This window comes from Flavobacterium sp. FlaQc-47, from assembly GCF_044006475.1.
Taxonomy (GTDB): Bacteria; Bacteroidota; Bacteroidia; order Flavobacteriales; family Flavobacteriaceae; genus Flavobacterium.
Map to the genome: position 1 here is coordinate 25987 of NZ_JBIPCQ010000003.1, position 15103 is coordinate 41089.

At 33.7% G+C, this 15103-nt stretch carries 14 protein-coding genes; 1 reads left to right on the forward strand and 13 read right to left on the reverse strand.

Annotation, left to right across the window (positions count from 1 at the left end; all coding sequences use genetic code 11):
* Nucleotides 1-362 precede the first annotated feature (362 nt).
* From ACHRVX_RS09770 to ACHRVX_RS09795, 6 genes are all read right to left on the reverse strand, one after another.
* On the reverse strand, nt 363-1319 hold the full coding sequence (locus ACHRVX_RS09770) for a geranylgeranylglycerol-phosphate geranylgeranyltransferase (protein WP_395331679.1): 957 nt from the start codon (nt 1317-1319) through the stop codon (nt 363-365).
* Between the two features lie 66 nt (nt 1320-1385).
* Nucleotides 1386-1976 (reverse strand): DUF502 domain-containing protein, encoded by a 591-nt coding sequence (locus tag ACHRVX_RS09775; protein ID WP_395331681.1) that lies wholly within the window; start codon nt 1974-1976, stop codon nt 1386-1388.
* A 71-nt stretch (nt 1977-2047) separates the two neighbouring features.
* Complete coding sequence (locus ACHRVX_RS09780; RefSeq protein ID WP_395331683.1) at nt 2048-2986, reverse strand: mevalonate kinase; 939 nt, start codon at nt 2984-2986, stop codon at nt 2048-2050.
* A gap of 2 nt (nt 2987-2988) precedes the next feature.
* Nucleotides 2989-3294: a type II toxin-antitoxin system RelE/ParE family toxin gene (locus ACHRVX_RS09785; protein ID WP_395331685.1), complete on the reverse strand. Its 306-nt coding sequence runs from the start codon at nt 3292-3294 to the stop codon at nt 2989-2991.
* The gene (locus ACHRVX_RS09790; protein WP_395331687.1) at nt 3294-3512 is read right to left on the reverse strand and encodes a hypothetical protein; all 219 of its coding nucleotides are present in this window, start codon (nt 3510-3512) and stop codon (nt 3294-3296) included. The genes ACHRVX_RS09785 and ACHRVX_RS09790 overlap by 1 nt, the downstream gene beginning before the upstream one ends.
* A 30-nt stretch (nt 3513-3542) precedes the next feature.
* Nucleotides 3543-4643 carry a diphosphomevalonate/mevalonate 3,5-bisphosphate decarboxylase family protein gene (locus ACHRVX_RS09795; RefSeq protein WP_395331689.1) on the reverse strand — a complete coding sequence of 367 codons (1101 nt, stop codon included), beginning with the start codon at nt 4641-4643 and terminating at the stop codon, nt 3543-3545.
* A 153-nt stretch (nt 4644-4796) separates the two neighbouring features.
* On the opposite strand from ACHRVX_RS09795, the gene ACHRVX_RS09800 reads away from it, so the two are divergent.
* Nucleotides 4797-5273 carry a TspO/MBR family protein gene (locus tag ACHRVX_RS09800; protein WP_395331691.1) on the forward strand — a complete coding sequence of 159 codons (477 nt, stop codon included), beginning with the start codon at nt 4797-4799 and terminating at the stop codon, nt 5271-5273.
* A 2-nt stretch (nt 5274-5275) separates the two neighbouring features.
* Here the strand turns inward: ACHRVX_RS09800 and ACHRVX_RS09805 are convergent, their stop codons facing one another.
* The 7 genes from ACHRVX_RS09805 to ACHRVX_RS09835 form a co-directional block, all read right to left on the reverse strand.
* Nucleotides 5276-6025, reverse strand: a complete 750-nt coding sequence (locus ACHRVX_RS09805; RefSeq protein WP_395331692.1) for a hypothetical protein — start codon at nt 6023-6025, stop codon at nt 5276-5278.
* 153 nt (nt 6026-6178) lie between these two features.
* Nucleotides 6179-6841, reverse strand: a complete 663-nt coding sequence (locus ACHRVX_RS09810; protein WP_395331694.1) for an HAD family hydrolase — start codon at nt 6839-6841, stop codon at nt 6179-6181.
* A gap of 3 nt (nt 6842-6844) precedes the next feature.
* Nucleotides 6845-8053 (reverse strand): NAD(P)/FAD-dependent oxidoreductase, encoded by a 1209-nt coding sequence (locus ACHRVX_RS09815; protein ID WP_395331696.1) that lies wholly within the window; start codon nt 8051-8053, stop codon nt 6845-6847.
* A gap of 110 nt (nt 8054-8163) precedes the next feature.
* The gene (locus ACHRVX_RS09820) at nt 8164-8841 is read right to left on the reverse strand and encodes a glycerophosphodiester phosphodiesterase (RefSeq protein WP_395331698.1); all 678 of its coding nucleotides are present in this window, start codon (nt 8839-8841) and stop codon (nt 8164-8166) included.
* Between the two features lie 207 nt (nt 8842-9048).
* Nucleotides 9049-10638 carry an alpha-amylase family glycosyl hydrolase gene (locus ACHRVX_RS09825; RefSeq protein WP_395331700.1) on the reverse strand — a complete coding sequence of 530 codons (1590 nt, stop codon included), beginning with the start codon at nt 10636-10638 and terminating at the stop codon, nt 9049-9051.
* A gap of 372 nt (nt 10639-11010) precedes the next feature.
* Nucleotides 11011-12876 (reverse strand): glycoside hydrolase family 13 protein, encoded by a 1866-nt coding sequence (locus tag ACHRVX_RS09830; protein ID WP_395331702.1) that lies wholly within the window; start codon nt 12874-12876, stop codon nt 11011-11013.
* 105 nt (nt 12877-12981) lie between these two features.
* Entirely contained in the window at nt 12982-15096 is a 2115-nt protein-coding gene (locus ACHRVX_RS09835) for a glycoside hydrolase family 97 protein (RefSeq protein WP_395331704.1), read from the reverse strand.
* Nucleotides 15097-15103: the final 7 nt, after the last annotated feature.

A 15103-nucleotide genomic window follows, 5' to 3' on the forward strand; every position in this document is an offset into this window, starting at 1 on the left:
TTCTGTAATTTGTGCAAAGATAGTTTATTCTTGCTAAATAATCCTAAGTTCATTGTTCTTAGATTAATAGCTATTATTTTTTAGGGTTGCAGGAGCAGTGCAATTGGCTTTTTTCAGGCATATTGTCCCGCTTTTCATTTCAATCTTTTATTTTTTTAAAGAAAAAAAATAAAAGTATTTCCACTGCAATCGGGGTTATTTTCAGGCAATTCTCTTTTTTAGACAGGCTTTACCACAGAGATGCACAAAGGTTTCACAAAAATTCACGGAGTTTTTTAAGCTTTGCGCAACTCTGTGGTAATTATTGCAAACAAAAAATCAGTGTAAACCGGTCAAATCCGTACAATCTGTGGGCTATCACTCTAAGGATGTAAAAGCAGGTTCTTTCCGTGCCATAAAACACTTGGATTAATCAACACAATGCAGCAGACACCTGAAACAATCAGGAATTTCAACACGTTATGCAAAAGTAAAAATTGTCCTTTAGAATTTGATTTCCATAAATAAATCAGGAAAAATAATAAAACAGCAAAACAGACGTAAAAGTAAATATCCATAAAACCAACATCATAAATGTTGATTAAAATATAAACCGGAATAATTGTTAATAGCGTCAAAGCCGTGATGATTTGCTTAGAAACCGTTTCATTATAAATTATCGGGATTGTTCTGTAATTATTGGCTAAATCACCCTTTAAATTCTCCAGATCTTTAATCATTTCCCTGATTAATAATAACAAAAACAAGAAAACTGCATGTGCCGAAATTACCATAAAATGACTCATGTGGTCCTCAATTTCTTCAAATGAAATCTTATTGTAAAAATACAACAGAATGGCAAAAAAAGGAATAACAGCTAAAAGTGCTGAAGTCAAATTGCCAATAATAGCATATTTTTTTATTTTATGAGAGTAGAACCAAATCAGGAAAATATATGCTGAAAAGAATAAAAAAGCACGCCAGGAAACAATCGATGCCATTAATACTGCAATGAAATTCAATGTAAAATAAACGGAAAGTTTTGTCTTTTGACTAACCAATCTGTCCAGCATAGATTTGTTAGGTCTGTTAATTAAATCCTTTTGACTATCATAAAAATTATTAATAATATATCCGGAAGCAATAGTAATAGCCGAGGCAAATACAATAAAGAATAAGTTGAGATCAAGTAAAATGTCAAGGGCTCTTTTTTCCGGAGCTAGTATGAAAATAGCAGATAAGTATTGTGCTAAAACAATAATCGGAATGTTATAACCTCTCACTACTGAGAACAAACTAACAATTTTCATTACTAAAAGTTTATGCTGTCTGCTTAACATTTTTTAAAGTTAGTTTTGGGGTTTAATTTAGAGTTTGTTTTAATTTAGAGTTATGGTGTAAAAACCTTAAAGCTTGTCTTTTAGTAATGCTTTAGAACCAAAACCTAATTTGCGAATGCAAGCTAAGGCTTCTTTTTGAGAAATGTTAACTTCTTTGATGTCTTTTTTTTCTACAAAACAAACAGAGCCACTCCATGGATTTGGCGCAGCGGGAATAAATACTGCAAAGTTGTTTTCGTTTATTTCCTCAATCAAAAAAGCAAATTGCACACCTGCATCTGTAGGAACTAATACAACTTTTAAATTTTCATTAGACTCCATGCCCATAATGTTTTCATTCGTTTTCTTTATAAACGAATAACCGGGAACGAAGCTTAAAATTCCGTTTTCTAGTCTTTGAATTAGTTTTTTTGCGTAAGCTGTCCTGGCAATTAAACCGGCAGTAATGCAAATAATGAATAGGATCATTATAGCTGCTATTTCCTCAATTGCTAATCCTAAGATTTTTACTTTTGGGAAATGACTTATAATAGGAAGCGTGATTTTCTGAATGATGTGATATCCTTTTTCAAGAATAATCAGTAATAAAACTAACGGCGCCAGAAATAGAATTCCACCTAAAAAAGTTGTTTTGATAATCTTTAAAATACTATTCATATTAAATAACTTTCAGGTGATGATTTCTATTAAAGCATATTCAATAAGCTTGGTTTTAAAGAGGTTTAAATTTAGAATTGGTAAACGACCTCTAATTTATAATCTTTTAAAGATGCTTTTGCGCGCTCTAAATCCTCAGTGAAACCCAGAATGTAACCGCCTCCCCCAGAACCACAAAGTTTTAGATAGTAATCATTTGTATCAATTCCGTTTTGCCATATTCCGTGAAATTGCTCCGGAATCATTGGTTTAAAGTTGTTTAAAACGACTTTTGATAGTTTTTTAGTATTTGTAAATAACGATTTCATGTCGCCATGCAAAAAGTTTTCTACACAGGCATCAGTATATTTTACAAATTGATTCTTAAGCATTGTACGGAAACCTTTATCTTTTAGGTTTTCCATAAAGATATTAACCATTGGAGCAGTTTCGCCTACAATTCCTGAATCTAATAAAAAGACAGCACCTTTTCCGTCAAAACTTTGAGTAGGAATGCCGGTTGCTTCAATATTATCTTTTGAATTGATTAAAATTGGAATGCTTAAATAGCTGTTTAAAGGGTCTAAACCAGAACTTTTTCCGTGGAAAAAACTCTCCATTTGAGCAAAAATATTTTTTAGCTGTAACAATTTTTCACGAGTCAAATTCTCTAAAACTGTTATTTTATGTGTAGCATATTTATCGTAAATAGCTGCTAAAAGTGCACCGCTGCTACCAACTCCGTATCCTTGCGGAATACTTGAGTCAAAATACATGCCTGTTTCAACATCATTTTTTAAAGATAACAAATCAAAAGAAACCAAATCTGGCTGCTCATTTTGTAACGCTTCAAGATATGTGCTATAACGTCTTAAACTTGCGTTTGATGCGATTGCTTCTGCCGAAGGATCTTCAATTTTCTTTAAAGCACCATTGTAAAAATTATAAGGAATAGAAAGTCCTTTAGAGTCGCGAATGATTCCGTATTCTCCAAAGAGTAATATTTTTGAGTAAAATAATGGTCCTTTCATGTTTATTTTATGTCTTTCTTAATTTTATTTGGGTCTTGTCGTGTGTCGAAAACAGCGTGAATTCTAATTTCATTTGAGCCAAAACTATACAAGAGGCTTGATTGTTTTGTTACAACACATTTTCGATATTTTTTATTTACTGATGATTTAGGGAAAATTTCAGGATTCATGCTGATTATTGAAATTGCCTTTTCAAATTTCACAAGAAACATTTCTTTTGATTTTTTAGACCATCTCGCTTCAATAAAATTCAAAACAGTATCTAAATTCTTTTCAGCTGTTTTTGAAATATTTACTTTAAGATTCACTACCTGTATTTTTTCATCACATCTTCAATGCTTGAATATTCTCCTCTTTCAAATTCTAATTCGCTTTGGGCAATATCTTCTTTCTGAGCTTCTGTCAAATCATCCCACCAATCGTTTTTCTCTCTTCTTAGCAATTTTGCAACAGCCAAAATAAGTGATGGGTCATTAGTTTCCTTCAACATATTCATTGCATTGATTTTTTCTAATTGAATGTCCATAATCAAAATTTTAATTAAAGATACGCAAAATTATAATGCAATTGCACCGTCTCCAATTTGATCGCAAATGTACTGACCATTCTGGCAAAATACAACTAATTCGTCTTTAATAAATTGCAGTACTTTGGCGCTAACGTTTTCGGGGTATAAAACATGAACATTTGCTCCCGCATCAAGTGTAAAACAAACCGGAATTTGTGTTTCATTCCTAAATTTCCAAATCGCATTAATGATCTGCAAAGTATTTGGTTTCATCAGGATAAAATACGGCATTGACGTCATCATCATGGCGTGTAATGTCAAGGCTTCACTTTCGACCACTTTAATGAATTCCTCTAAGTTCCCGTTTTCAAAAATGGCAATTAACTGATCCAGGTTTTCATGTGCCTGAGCAAAACGTCTTTCGGCGTATGGATGATTGTGCATTAAATCATGTCCAATAGTACTCGAAACTTGTTTTTCGCCTTTGTCAACCAATAAAATAGTATCCTGATAATTATTAAAGTTCTCATGAATAGTATATGGGAACTCAACTCCAAATAAATCTGAACTTCCTTCAATATTCTTTTGGTTTCCCCAAGCAACGACATTTCCTTTTATACTTCTACAGGCGCTTCCTGATCCTAAACGTGCCAAAAATGATGCTTTTTGATAAAAGTATTCCTCTGTCATTTCCGGATTTAAAGCTTTTTCTAAACTCATAAAATTCATTGCCAAAGCTGCCATTCCAGATGCCGAAGAAGCAATTCCTGAACTGTGCGGAAATGTATTTTGTGTATCAATCGTAAAATGATAGTCTTTTAAAAATGGCAAATAGACTTCAATTCTTTCTAAAAATTTTTGAATTTTCGGTTTGAAATCTTCTTTTGGTTTTCCTTCAAAAAGCAAATCAAAAGAAAAACTGTCTGTCATACTGATTGGAGTCGAAGCATTTTTTTTCTCAAAACCCAATTTAGTAATTGTCTTGCAATTATTAAGTGTAAAACTAACCGAAGGATTTGCCGGAATTTGATTGGCTTTTTTCCCCCAATATTTCACTAATGCGATATTGCTGGGAGCGCTCCATTCAAAATTTCCATTTTCTATCGTCGAAGTATATTTTTTAGGAATAAAATCAGTTGCTGTAAACATGAAATATAAAATTTTGGCAAAGATAGTTTTTATAATATTTCACCCTATAAGTTATATCAGAAATTATAAGTTGCGCTTCAACTAAAATGAACTTATATTACTTATATGGTTAAACCTTTCTTTTTAACTATTTTTGGATAAAAATTGAATAGAATGAATAAAGTTGTCAAAATCATCATAGCTCTGGTTATTTGTTTAATGGTAGGATATTCTGCAAGTACTGTAACCAGACCGAGTGTAGAAAGCTGGTATCCAACTCTGATAAAACCAGCTTTTAATCCCCCCAATTGGATTTTTATGCCAATGTGGACACTACTATATATTTTAATGGCGGTTGCAGCAGGATTAGTCTGGGATAAAATAAAGGAACAAAACGAAGAAGTAAAAAAGGCTTTAGGCTTCTTTTTGATTCAATTGACATTAAACGCCATCTGGTCGTATTTATTCTTCGGATTAAAAAATCCGATGTTGGCTTTAATTGAGATTGCGCTTTTATGGCTGATGATTTACGAGACGTACTTAAAATTCATGAAAATCAACAAAACAGCCGGATATTTGTTAATTCCATATATGGCTTGGGTTGCTTTTGCCGCAATTTTAAATGCAAGTATTTGGTGGCTAAACAAGTAGTTTTAGTTTTGAACTTCTGATTTTGCTTTCTTAAACATTTCGTGTTTAGCGTATAAAAAATCCATTGTAGTTAGGATGTTGTTATTTTCTATAAGTTTTGCAGATCTTGGATCCGCATCACAGAAATCAATAAACAAATCAACTTCTTCAGGTTTTAATTTTAATTCTTTTGTGAAAAAGTCACGAGGAATTGAAGCCGCAACCAACTTTTTAAAAACAGTTTCAGAAGTTTTCTTTTTGAGTTCGTCCTTATTATCTTTTTTAAATAAATTAAAAATTCCTTTACCCATTCGCCCAAAATCCATACCATTGGCAATAGTTCCATCGTAAACACCCGTATATTTTTGTAAAGAATTGTTGTCTTTTGCAAATTTTATTCCATCTATATCTTTTTGGGAAGTGCGGACCGGATCAAATTTTATATTGGTTACTACGACTTCATTCAACTCAAATGCTTTAGCGCTCATATTGACAACAAGATTATTTTGATCAATATTTTCCTGAGTTAATTTTAATCTTGTAAAAAAGTAATCTTTAGCGAAAAATAGTAAACTGTCTTTTGCTTGTACTTCAATTGAAAATTCTCCTAAGTAATTTGTAGTTGTGCTCGTTTTAGCTGTCTTATTGATAACCTCAACTTTATTAAGCGGATAATTATTAGAAAAGACTCTTCCGTGAATTAATTTTTCTGTTTGAGAAATCGAAAGCTGGTAAGTTAAAAAAGAAATTATTGTAAATAATATTACTTTCATTTAGTGGTATTTGTTAATCCTGGTTTATTCTCTGGCTAATTTTTACATCAAGATTCTTTCAGAGAAAAGTTAATTTAAAAGGTTTTCTGTTTGAGAAATAGCGATTTGATAAGTCAAAAAAAATATTGTGGTACGTAATTTTACTTTCATTTATTAGTATTTAACTGAGAGTAAAATCTCAAGTAAATTTAAAGGTTGGGTAATTACTAATTTTGCACCACTTTCAAAAAGTTCTTTTTCTGTTCTATAACCCCATGTTACTCCAACAGCAAACATATTAGCGTTTGTGGCTGTCTGCATATCAATATCAGAATCTCCAACAAAAAGAATTTCTTCGGGTTTTAAGTTCCAGCTTTTACCTATTTCTAAGGCTTCAAACGGATTTGGTTTTTTAAGGGCTTCGTTACTTAATCCAACTACATTATCAAAATAATCAGGAAATATTTCTGCCGCTATTTTTTTAGTAAGTTCATCGGCTTTGTTGGAGAAAACAGCTAATTTAATATTTTGTGAAACTAAATTATCCAATAAGTCGATAATGCCTTCGTAAGGTTTTGTTTTAAGTGTGCAGATTTTACGATATTCATCTACCATACATTCAAAACAGGTTTCAATTTGTTCCTCAGAATTGTTTGATGCAGGTAAAGCTTTACTAACCAAATTTCGGAGACCGCTTCCTATAAAATATTGATATGTGTCGTAAGTATGAGTTGGATGATTTAGACCGGTAAGGACGATATTCATAGCGTCTGAAATATCTTCTAATGAGTTTACCAATGTTCCGTCTAAATCAAAAATAATTCCTTTAAATTTCATTTTTTATATATTATTTGCAACGATAAACCCGCTCGTCCAGGCATTTTGAAAATTAAAACCTCCTGTTATAGCATCAATATTGACAATTTCTCCGGCAAAATAAAGGTTTTGATGTAATTTACTTTCCATAGTTTTAAAGTTGATTTCTTTTAGATGAATTCCGCCTGCAGTTACAAATTCTTCTTTAAAAGTACTTTTTCCATTTACCTGAAATGTTGCTTTTGTGAGTTGAGAAGCTAAGTTTTGTAATTGTGTTTTAGATAAATCTGCCCATTTTGTTTCTGTTTCAATTGCTGAAGCTAAAACCAAACTTTCCCATAAACGATTTGGGAAATCAAAAGGAGATTTTTTTGAAACGGCTTTTTTAGCATGTTCCTGTTTTAAGTCTTTCAGTATTTTTTCGGCATCTTCAGTCTCAACATCATTTAGCCAATTTACATAAATGCTAAACTGATAATTCTTGTCAAATAAAGTACGTGCTCCCCAAGCCGAAAGTTTTAAAATTGCCGGGCCGCTCATTCCCCAATGTGTGATTAACAAAGGTCCGGTAGATTCAAGTTTGGTATCTTTTACGTTTACGGTAACTTGTGCCGCAACTCCTGGTAATTCTTTTATTCTAGGATCTTTAATATTAAATGTAAATAGGGAAGGTACAGGGCTTACAATTGCGTGTCCTTGTGTTTGAAGCATTTCCCAGATTTTAGGATTACTTCCGGTTGCCAAAACTAATTTTTCGGTAGCGTAATTTTCATCCTGAGTATCAATTTTCCAATGATTTTCGGCTTTAAAAATCGATTGTACACTTTGTCCGGTTAGAATTTTAATGCCTAATTTTCCGGTTGCTTCTAAGAAACAATCGATTATAGTTTGAGATGAGTTGGAAACCGGAAACATTCTTCCGTCATCTTCGATTTTTAATTCCACTCCGTGTTTTTCGAACCATTCAATTGTATCTCCGGAACAAAATTGATGAAAAGGCCCTCGAAGTTCTTTTTCACCACGCGGATAAAATTTGACCAGTTCATTTGGCTCAAAACAAGCGTGCGTTACATTGCATCTTCCGCCACCTGAAACGCGAACTTTAGAAAGAACTTCTTTCCCTCTTTCTAAAATGGCAATTTTTAGTTTGGGATTTTTCTCTGCAATATTGATTGCTGTAAAAAAACCTGCTGCGCCTCCGCCAACAATTATTATGTCGAAATTTTTAATCATTTTATTTGGGTTGCCGCGAATTAAACGAATTGGCACTAATTTTTTTATTTGCCACAGATTTCAAAGATTAGTACATTTTTTAATCTGTGAAATCTATGTTGTATCTTTAATTATAATCTATCCGGAAAATCAGAGATGATTCCGTCTACGTTATAGCTTTTTATTCTTTGAATGTCTTCTTCTTTGTCAACTGTCCAAGGGAAAACGAGAAAACCTTTTTCTTGCATTTGTTTTACGTTTTCAGCATTCAATAACTGATAATCGGGATGAATGGAATATGCTTTTATTTTTTCGGCGAAAGCCAAAGCGGTATCCAAATCTTCTTCTGTTAAAACTCCAATAGGAATATTTGAATTTAGATTTGATGTTTCCTGAAGTAAATCCCAATCAAAACTTGAAACGATGAAATTTTTGTAATTCCAGTTTTTTCCTGAAATATATTCTTCAATTAAGGCAACAACTTTGCTCGCAGTTCCTAAACCTTTTAGTTCGATATTGATCAGGCATTTTTTATTTACTAAAGTAAAAACCTCATCTAAAGTTGGAATTTTATATTGTCCGTCGATTAAAAACGATTTCAATTCAGCTAAAGAGAAAGTATTTACAAAACCTTTTGCGTTGGTGGTTCTGTCAATCGTTTCGTCGTGAATGACTATAATATGTCCGTCAGAACTAAGGTGAACGTCAAGTTCGATTCCGTCAGCATCTAAGTCTAATGCTTTCTGGAAAGATCTTAAGGTATTCTCAGGTTCGTATCCTTTTGCACCGCGATGGGCTATTTTTAGCATGTATTGAGAGTTTAACTGCAAAGGTCGCAAAGTTTTACGCAAAGTGCGTTAGGATTAGATAAAAAGTTTAGCCAGAGATTATGGGATTAAAATGATTTTTGTTTCAGGCAGATTCTAAAAAGATGTAAGCAGATTCACTCAGATAATCTTATAAATTAAATCTGCTCAAATCTGCAAAATCTGCGTGAAAAAAACTTTAGGACTCTTTTATGCAAGTTCCAATAAAACAAGCCCAAATTCTGAATCGATAACTGCTTTTCCGTCTTGAACTTCTGTTTCTTTTCCTGAAAAAGCATCTTTTAATCGCGTTCCATCTTTAAAAATAGAATCGACAGGAAGTTCTTTTGAGCCAGTTCCTAAATCAAGTCCAATTATAACTTCATCATTATAATTGTCGTTCGTATAAATTCGGGAGAAAATATATGGCTTTTCTGAAATCTGTTGGTGAATTCCAGCACCAACCGAAGGATGATTTCTTCGGAATTGCCCTAATTTTTGCCAATGTAAAAGTATATTTTGTGTTTCGGGATTTGATTCAATATCTTCCCAATTCATAAATGATCTAAATATTGCGTCGCCTTCTGTGCCTTCAATTACTAGCGGACGACCTGACTCGTCACCATAATAAACCTGAGACATTCCGGGCGAAAGCAGTAATTTTGTGCCGGATTCAAAAGTTCGGTTACGATTCTCATCAAAAGGTTCAGGATCATCGTGCGAGGATACATAATTAAGAACACTATAACCTTTTAATTCATTTTGAAGTTTTTCTGAATATTTCGAAAATATCACTTCATAATCATTTTGAGCATCTAGTTTAAACTCGAAATTAATCATGCTGTTAAAACCATGCTGAAAATAATTTACTTTTCGATCTCCAAAATCATAATCTAATCCACCACTTATTTCATAACCGTACACTTCGGCAATCGTGTAAAACGGATTTTGATCCAGAACTTCTAAAGGATGATTTTTTTTCCAGGTTTCAAATGCATAATCACATTGTTTTTTAAAGTCTAACCAAACAATTTCTTCAGTATGTTTTACGGTATCGCATCTGTAACCGTCAACTCCAAATTCTATAATATAATCTGTTAACCATTTTATGATGTAATATTTTGGAGTTCTTGGATATCCGGTTCTTTCAAAAAAATCATTTAATGATTCAATTTCTTTATCATAACGATTTTCATTTTTCCATTTATCGATTAAAAAAGGCGGCAATTCCACTTCCTGTGTACTTTCGGTTCTTACATCCGGAAGATTATCCACAAGGGTACACATGGTAGTATTTTCGAATGATTTGTAATCACAAACTACTCCGGTTCGTACCCAGTCTTCCGGCCAGATAGGATCTTCGGGAGTTACGGGTCCGGTATGATTGATAACGCCGTCAAGCATAATTCTGATGCCTTTTGCGTGTGCTTTTTTAACCAGATTGGCTAAGTCTTCTTTGGTTCCGAAGTTTGGATCTAAAGCTGTCCAGTCTCTTGCCCAATAACCATGATAGCCATAAGTAAGTCCGGTTCCTTCGTCAACTCCATCGTGAATTTGTTCTACAATTGGCGTAAGCCAAATAACATTTATTCCTAATTGATCAAAATAACCTTCGTCGATTTTTTTAATGATCCCAATGATATCGCCTCCTTCAAAACCGCGTAGTTTTCCGGCAGTTTTGGTTCGGTTGAAATTTAAATCATTGTCGAAATTTCCATTGTAAAAACGATCGGTTAGTAAAAAATATATATTTGCTCCTTCCCAAACGAAAGGTATTTTTGAAGTATTTTCTTTATTCATTGAAACTGATTTTGAGCCAGAATATTAAAGATAAAGAAAGGAAATCATATAATTGAAAAAACCGCCACGAATTTATTATCAATATAACATATAATCTATCCTGATTGTGTAGTCCCTACGGGACATTTTTTCTGAGGTTATGTTTGTTTACCAATATATAATCTCTACGAGAGATACTACGTTAGGAGTTAAATATTGGTAGAAATATTAGTTGTAGGTTGTAATTGTCCCATAGGGATTACACAACTTAGAGAACAAAAAAACCGCCAAGAATTCGCGAATTATTATTTATAAAATTAGTGAATTCTTGGCGGAATTACTTTGCGGTAGATGCAATGCTGTGCGTCTCTACGATATACGTTGTTTAAAAAATTATTCCAATTCTAAAACAATTGCCGATTTCGGTTCTAAAGTAATTTCAGATGATAAATCGAATGTTTTTCCGGTTAAAATATCTTTTCCTGATTTAAAGTTTTTGATGTTTTCTTTAAAACGATTTGTTTTAACAACTTGTGCTGTAGCATTATTATTGAAAACCACCATAACCGTTTTTGAATCGGTATATCTGAAATAAACATAAATATTATTCTCCGGAATATAATGTGTCATTTTACCGAAATGAACTGCATCATTTGATTTTCTCCAGTTGAATAATTTTGCAGTAAAATCGAAGAATTTAGCTTGTTCGGGTGTTCTTCCTGCTGCAGTAAAAGCGTTATTTTTATCGCCAGCCCATCCTCCAGGAAAGTCCTGACGAATAGCTGCATCGCCGCTTTTACCTTTATCGCCGCCCATTCCAATTTCTGAGCCATAATACAATTGCGGAATTCCGCGAACGGTTGCCAATAAAGTCATGACCAATTTGTATTTCGTAAAATCGTATTTATAAGTATGATTGATACGATCCGTATCGTGATTTTCGGCAAAAACTAAAAGGCTGTTGGTGTTTGGATATAAATAATCCAATGCAAAATTGTTGTAGAATTTAATCATACCATTATCCCAGGTTACTTCACTTTCATTAAATGCTGAACCAATTTGATCTTGTAAAGTGAAATCCATTACGCTTGGTAAATTCGAATTGTAGTTTTCGATGGCACCAATTTTACTGTCTTTTTGCCAATACGCCAAATTTGCCTGATTGTGCATCCAGATTTCACCAACAATATTAAAACTCGGATATTCGGTTGTGATTGCTTTTGCCCAGTTTGCCATTGCCGTAGCATCAGAATAATTGTAAGTATCCACTCTAAATCCGTCAAGATTGGCAAATTCTATCCACCAAATCGCGTTTTGAGTTAAGTATTTTGCAACCAAAGGATTTCTTAAATTCAAATCGGGCATTGAAGGTACAAACCAACCATCAACACAAACTTCCTGATCTAATTTTGAGGCGTGAATATCTGTAAGTACCTCACGACGGTGATGTGTTTGCGTGTAGTTTTCGAATTGGTTGATCCACGATTTTGTTGGTAAATCCTTAATCATCCAGTGTGTAATTCCCCAGTGATTGGTCACATAATCCATCACCAGTTTCATGTCTTTTTTATGCATTTCTGCAGATAAACGAACGTAGTCTTCATTAGTTCCGTAGCGCGGATCTATTTTGTAAACATCAGATTGCCCGTATGTATGATAGGAGTGTTGTTTGTCGTTGTCTTCGCATAAAGGCGTGCTCCAGATTGTTGTTGCGCCAAGAGAAGAAATATAATCTAAGTTTTTAATAATTCCTTCAATATCTCCGCCGTGACGTCCGCTTGGATCTTGTCTGTTTTCTTTTTCAGTTAAAATGGCATCGCTGTCATTTTTTGGATTTCCGTTAGCAAAACGATCCGGCATGATTAAGTAAATCATATCCGATGCATCGTAACTTTTTCTCTCTGCAGAATTTGCTCTTCTTTCTTTAAGCGAATATTTCTGTGTAAAGGCAACTTTATTTTTGGTTTTGAAAGAGAAAACCAATTCTGAAGCCTTTAAGTTTTTTGTATCAATGGTAACAAAAAGATAGTTTGGATTTTCTGTTTTCTCTACGTTTTTAATGGCCACATTATTTGAAACCGAAGCTTCATATTGTGCAATGTTTTTTCCGTAGAACATAATCTGTACTTCTGGATTTTTCATTCCTGCGTACCAAAATGGTGGTTCTACTTTCTGGATTTGCGCTTTCGCAGAAGCGGAAAACAACAAAACCATTAAGATTAATTTATAGAAATGGTGGTTTATTTGTAGGGTGTTCATAGTAAAGATGAATTTAAACCATATAAGAAATGTAAGAACATTTAAGACAAAAACTGGGGAGATTTCTATTTAAATGGACTTACATTTCTTATATCGTTAATTAAATTATTTGGTTTCAATAATACTTATCGCATAACCTCCGCCAGGAGCAGATAATTGTGATAATTTTGATTTGTTTGTTACAGCAATTTTTTTGATGGTATAAGCCTGCGGATTTGTTTTGTAGTGCGCATCTTTTGCATCAGCATAAATGGTAGCCGTGTATTTTTTACCTTTTTCAAGGAAACTGAAATCGATGTTTGATGTACGTGGCGTTTCTCCGTTTACATTACCTACAAACCAGTTGTTTGTTCCTTTTGCTTTACGGGCAACCGTGATAAAATCGCCTGGTTCAGCTTCAATATATTTACTTTCAGACCAGTCTACCGCTACATCTTTAATGAATTGGAATGCATCTGGAAAACGGTTGTAATTCTCAGGAGTATCTGCCGCCATTTGCAACGGACTGTACATGGTAACGTACAATGCCAATTGATTTGCAATAGTACTGTTTACATGCGATTTGTTGTCAGGATTCATTTTGCTGATATCCATTTCGAAGATCCCCGGAGTATAATCCATTGGACCTCCAATTAAACGTGTAAATGGTAAAACGGTTACGTGATTTGGTTTAGAACCTCCAAATGCCTGGTATTCTGTTCCTCTTGCGGCTTCGTTACCAATCAAGTTAGGGTACGTTCTCGCAATTCCGGTTGGGCGCACCGCTTCGTGAGCGTTCACCATAATTTTATAATCAGCTGCTTTTTCAATTGCATATTGATAATGATTTACAATCCATTGATCGTAATGATTTTCACCGCGAGGCAAAATATCTCCAACATAGCCGCTTTTTACAGCATCATATCCGTTGTCTTTCATGAATTGATACGCTTTATCCATGTGGCGCTCGTAGTTACGAACAGAACCTGAAGTTTCATGGTGCATGATGATTTTGATTCCTTTTGATTTTGCGTATTCGTGCAAACCTTTTACGTCAAAATCAGGATATGGTGTTACGAAATCAAAAACATAATCTTTTGAATGTCCGAACCAGTCTTCCCAGCCTTCATTCCAGCCTTCGACTAAAACGGCATCGAAACCATTTGCAGCAGCAAAATCAATGTATTTTTTTACGTTAGCATTATTTGCTCCGTGCGTTCCGCTTGGTTTTGCTTTAGAGAAATCAGAAACTCCCAATTGAACCGTTGGAAAATCGTTTGTGTACGACCAAGAGCTTTTCCCTGTAATCATTTCCCACCAAACGCCAATGTATTTTACAGGTTTAATCCACGAAGTATTTTCGATTTTAGATGGATCGTTTAAGTTATACGTCATTTTTGAAGCTAAGATTTCTCTGGCATCATCGCTTACCATAATCGTTCTCCAAGGCGAATGACTTGGTGCTTGCATGTATCCTTTATCTCCTTTTGCGTCTGGCGTTAACCAAGACGTGAAAGTCATATTTTTATCATCAAGATTCAGGTGCATGCAAGAATAATTGATCAAAGCCGCTTCGTGTAAGTTGATATATAAACCATCGTTTGTTTTCAACATTAAAGAAGTCTGAACTCCTGTTGGCGAAAAGTTTTTTTGTGAAACGTTTGCCGTAAAAGCTTTTTCAGATAAACCTCTAATTTCAGATAATTTCGATTTTGTATAATCGTATTCCTGAGTATCATAATCTCCCGGAATCCAAAAAGCAGTGTGATCTCCAGTCATAGCAAATTGAGATCTTTCTTCTTTAATTACGAAATAAGTAAGATTCTTTTGAGCCGGAAATTCATATCTAAATCCTAGACCGTCATCAAATAAACGGAAACGAATTACGATTTGTCTTTCGGTTCCTTTTTGATTAAGGGTAACAGCCAATTCATTATAATGATTTCTTATATTGTCAACTTCTCCCCAAACTGGTTTCCAGGTTTCATCAAAAGTCGAAGTTTTTGTATCAACAACCGTAAAATCATTCAATAAAGATTTTTTATCATCTTTAAGTTCAAGACCTAATTTACTGGTTTTGATAACCTCTTTATTCTTGTATTTTAAATTATAAGTTGGAGTTCCGTCGTTTTGAAGCGAAAATTCCATTACGAACTTGCCTTCGGGTGATTTTAATTGTTGCGCTTCTGCAATCGAGCTAAAAGCAAACAAGATTAAACTTGCGAAAAATAAGTTTTTCATGTTTTTT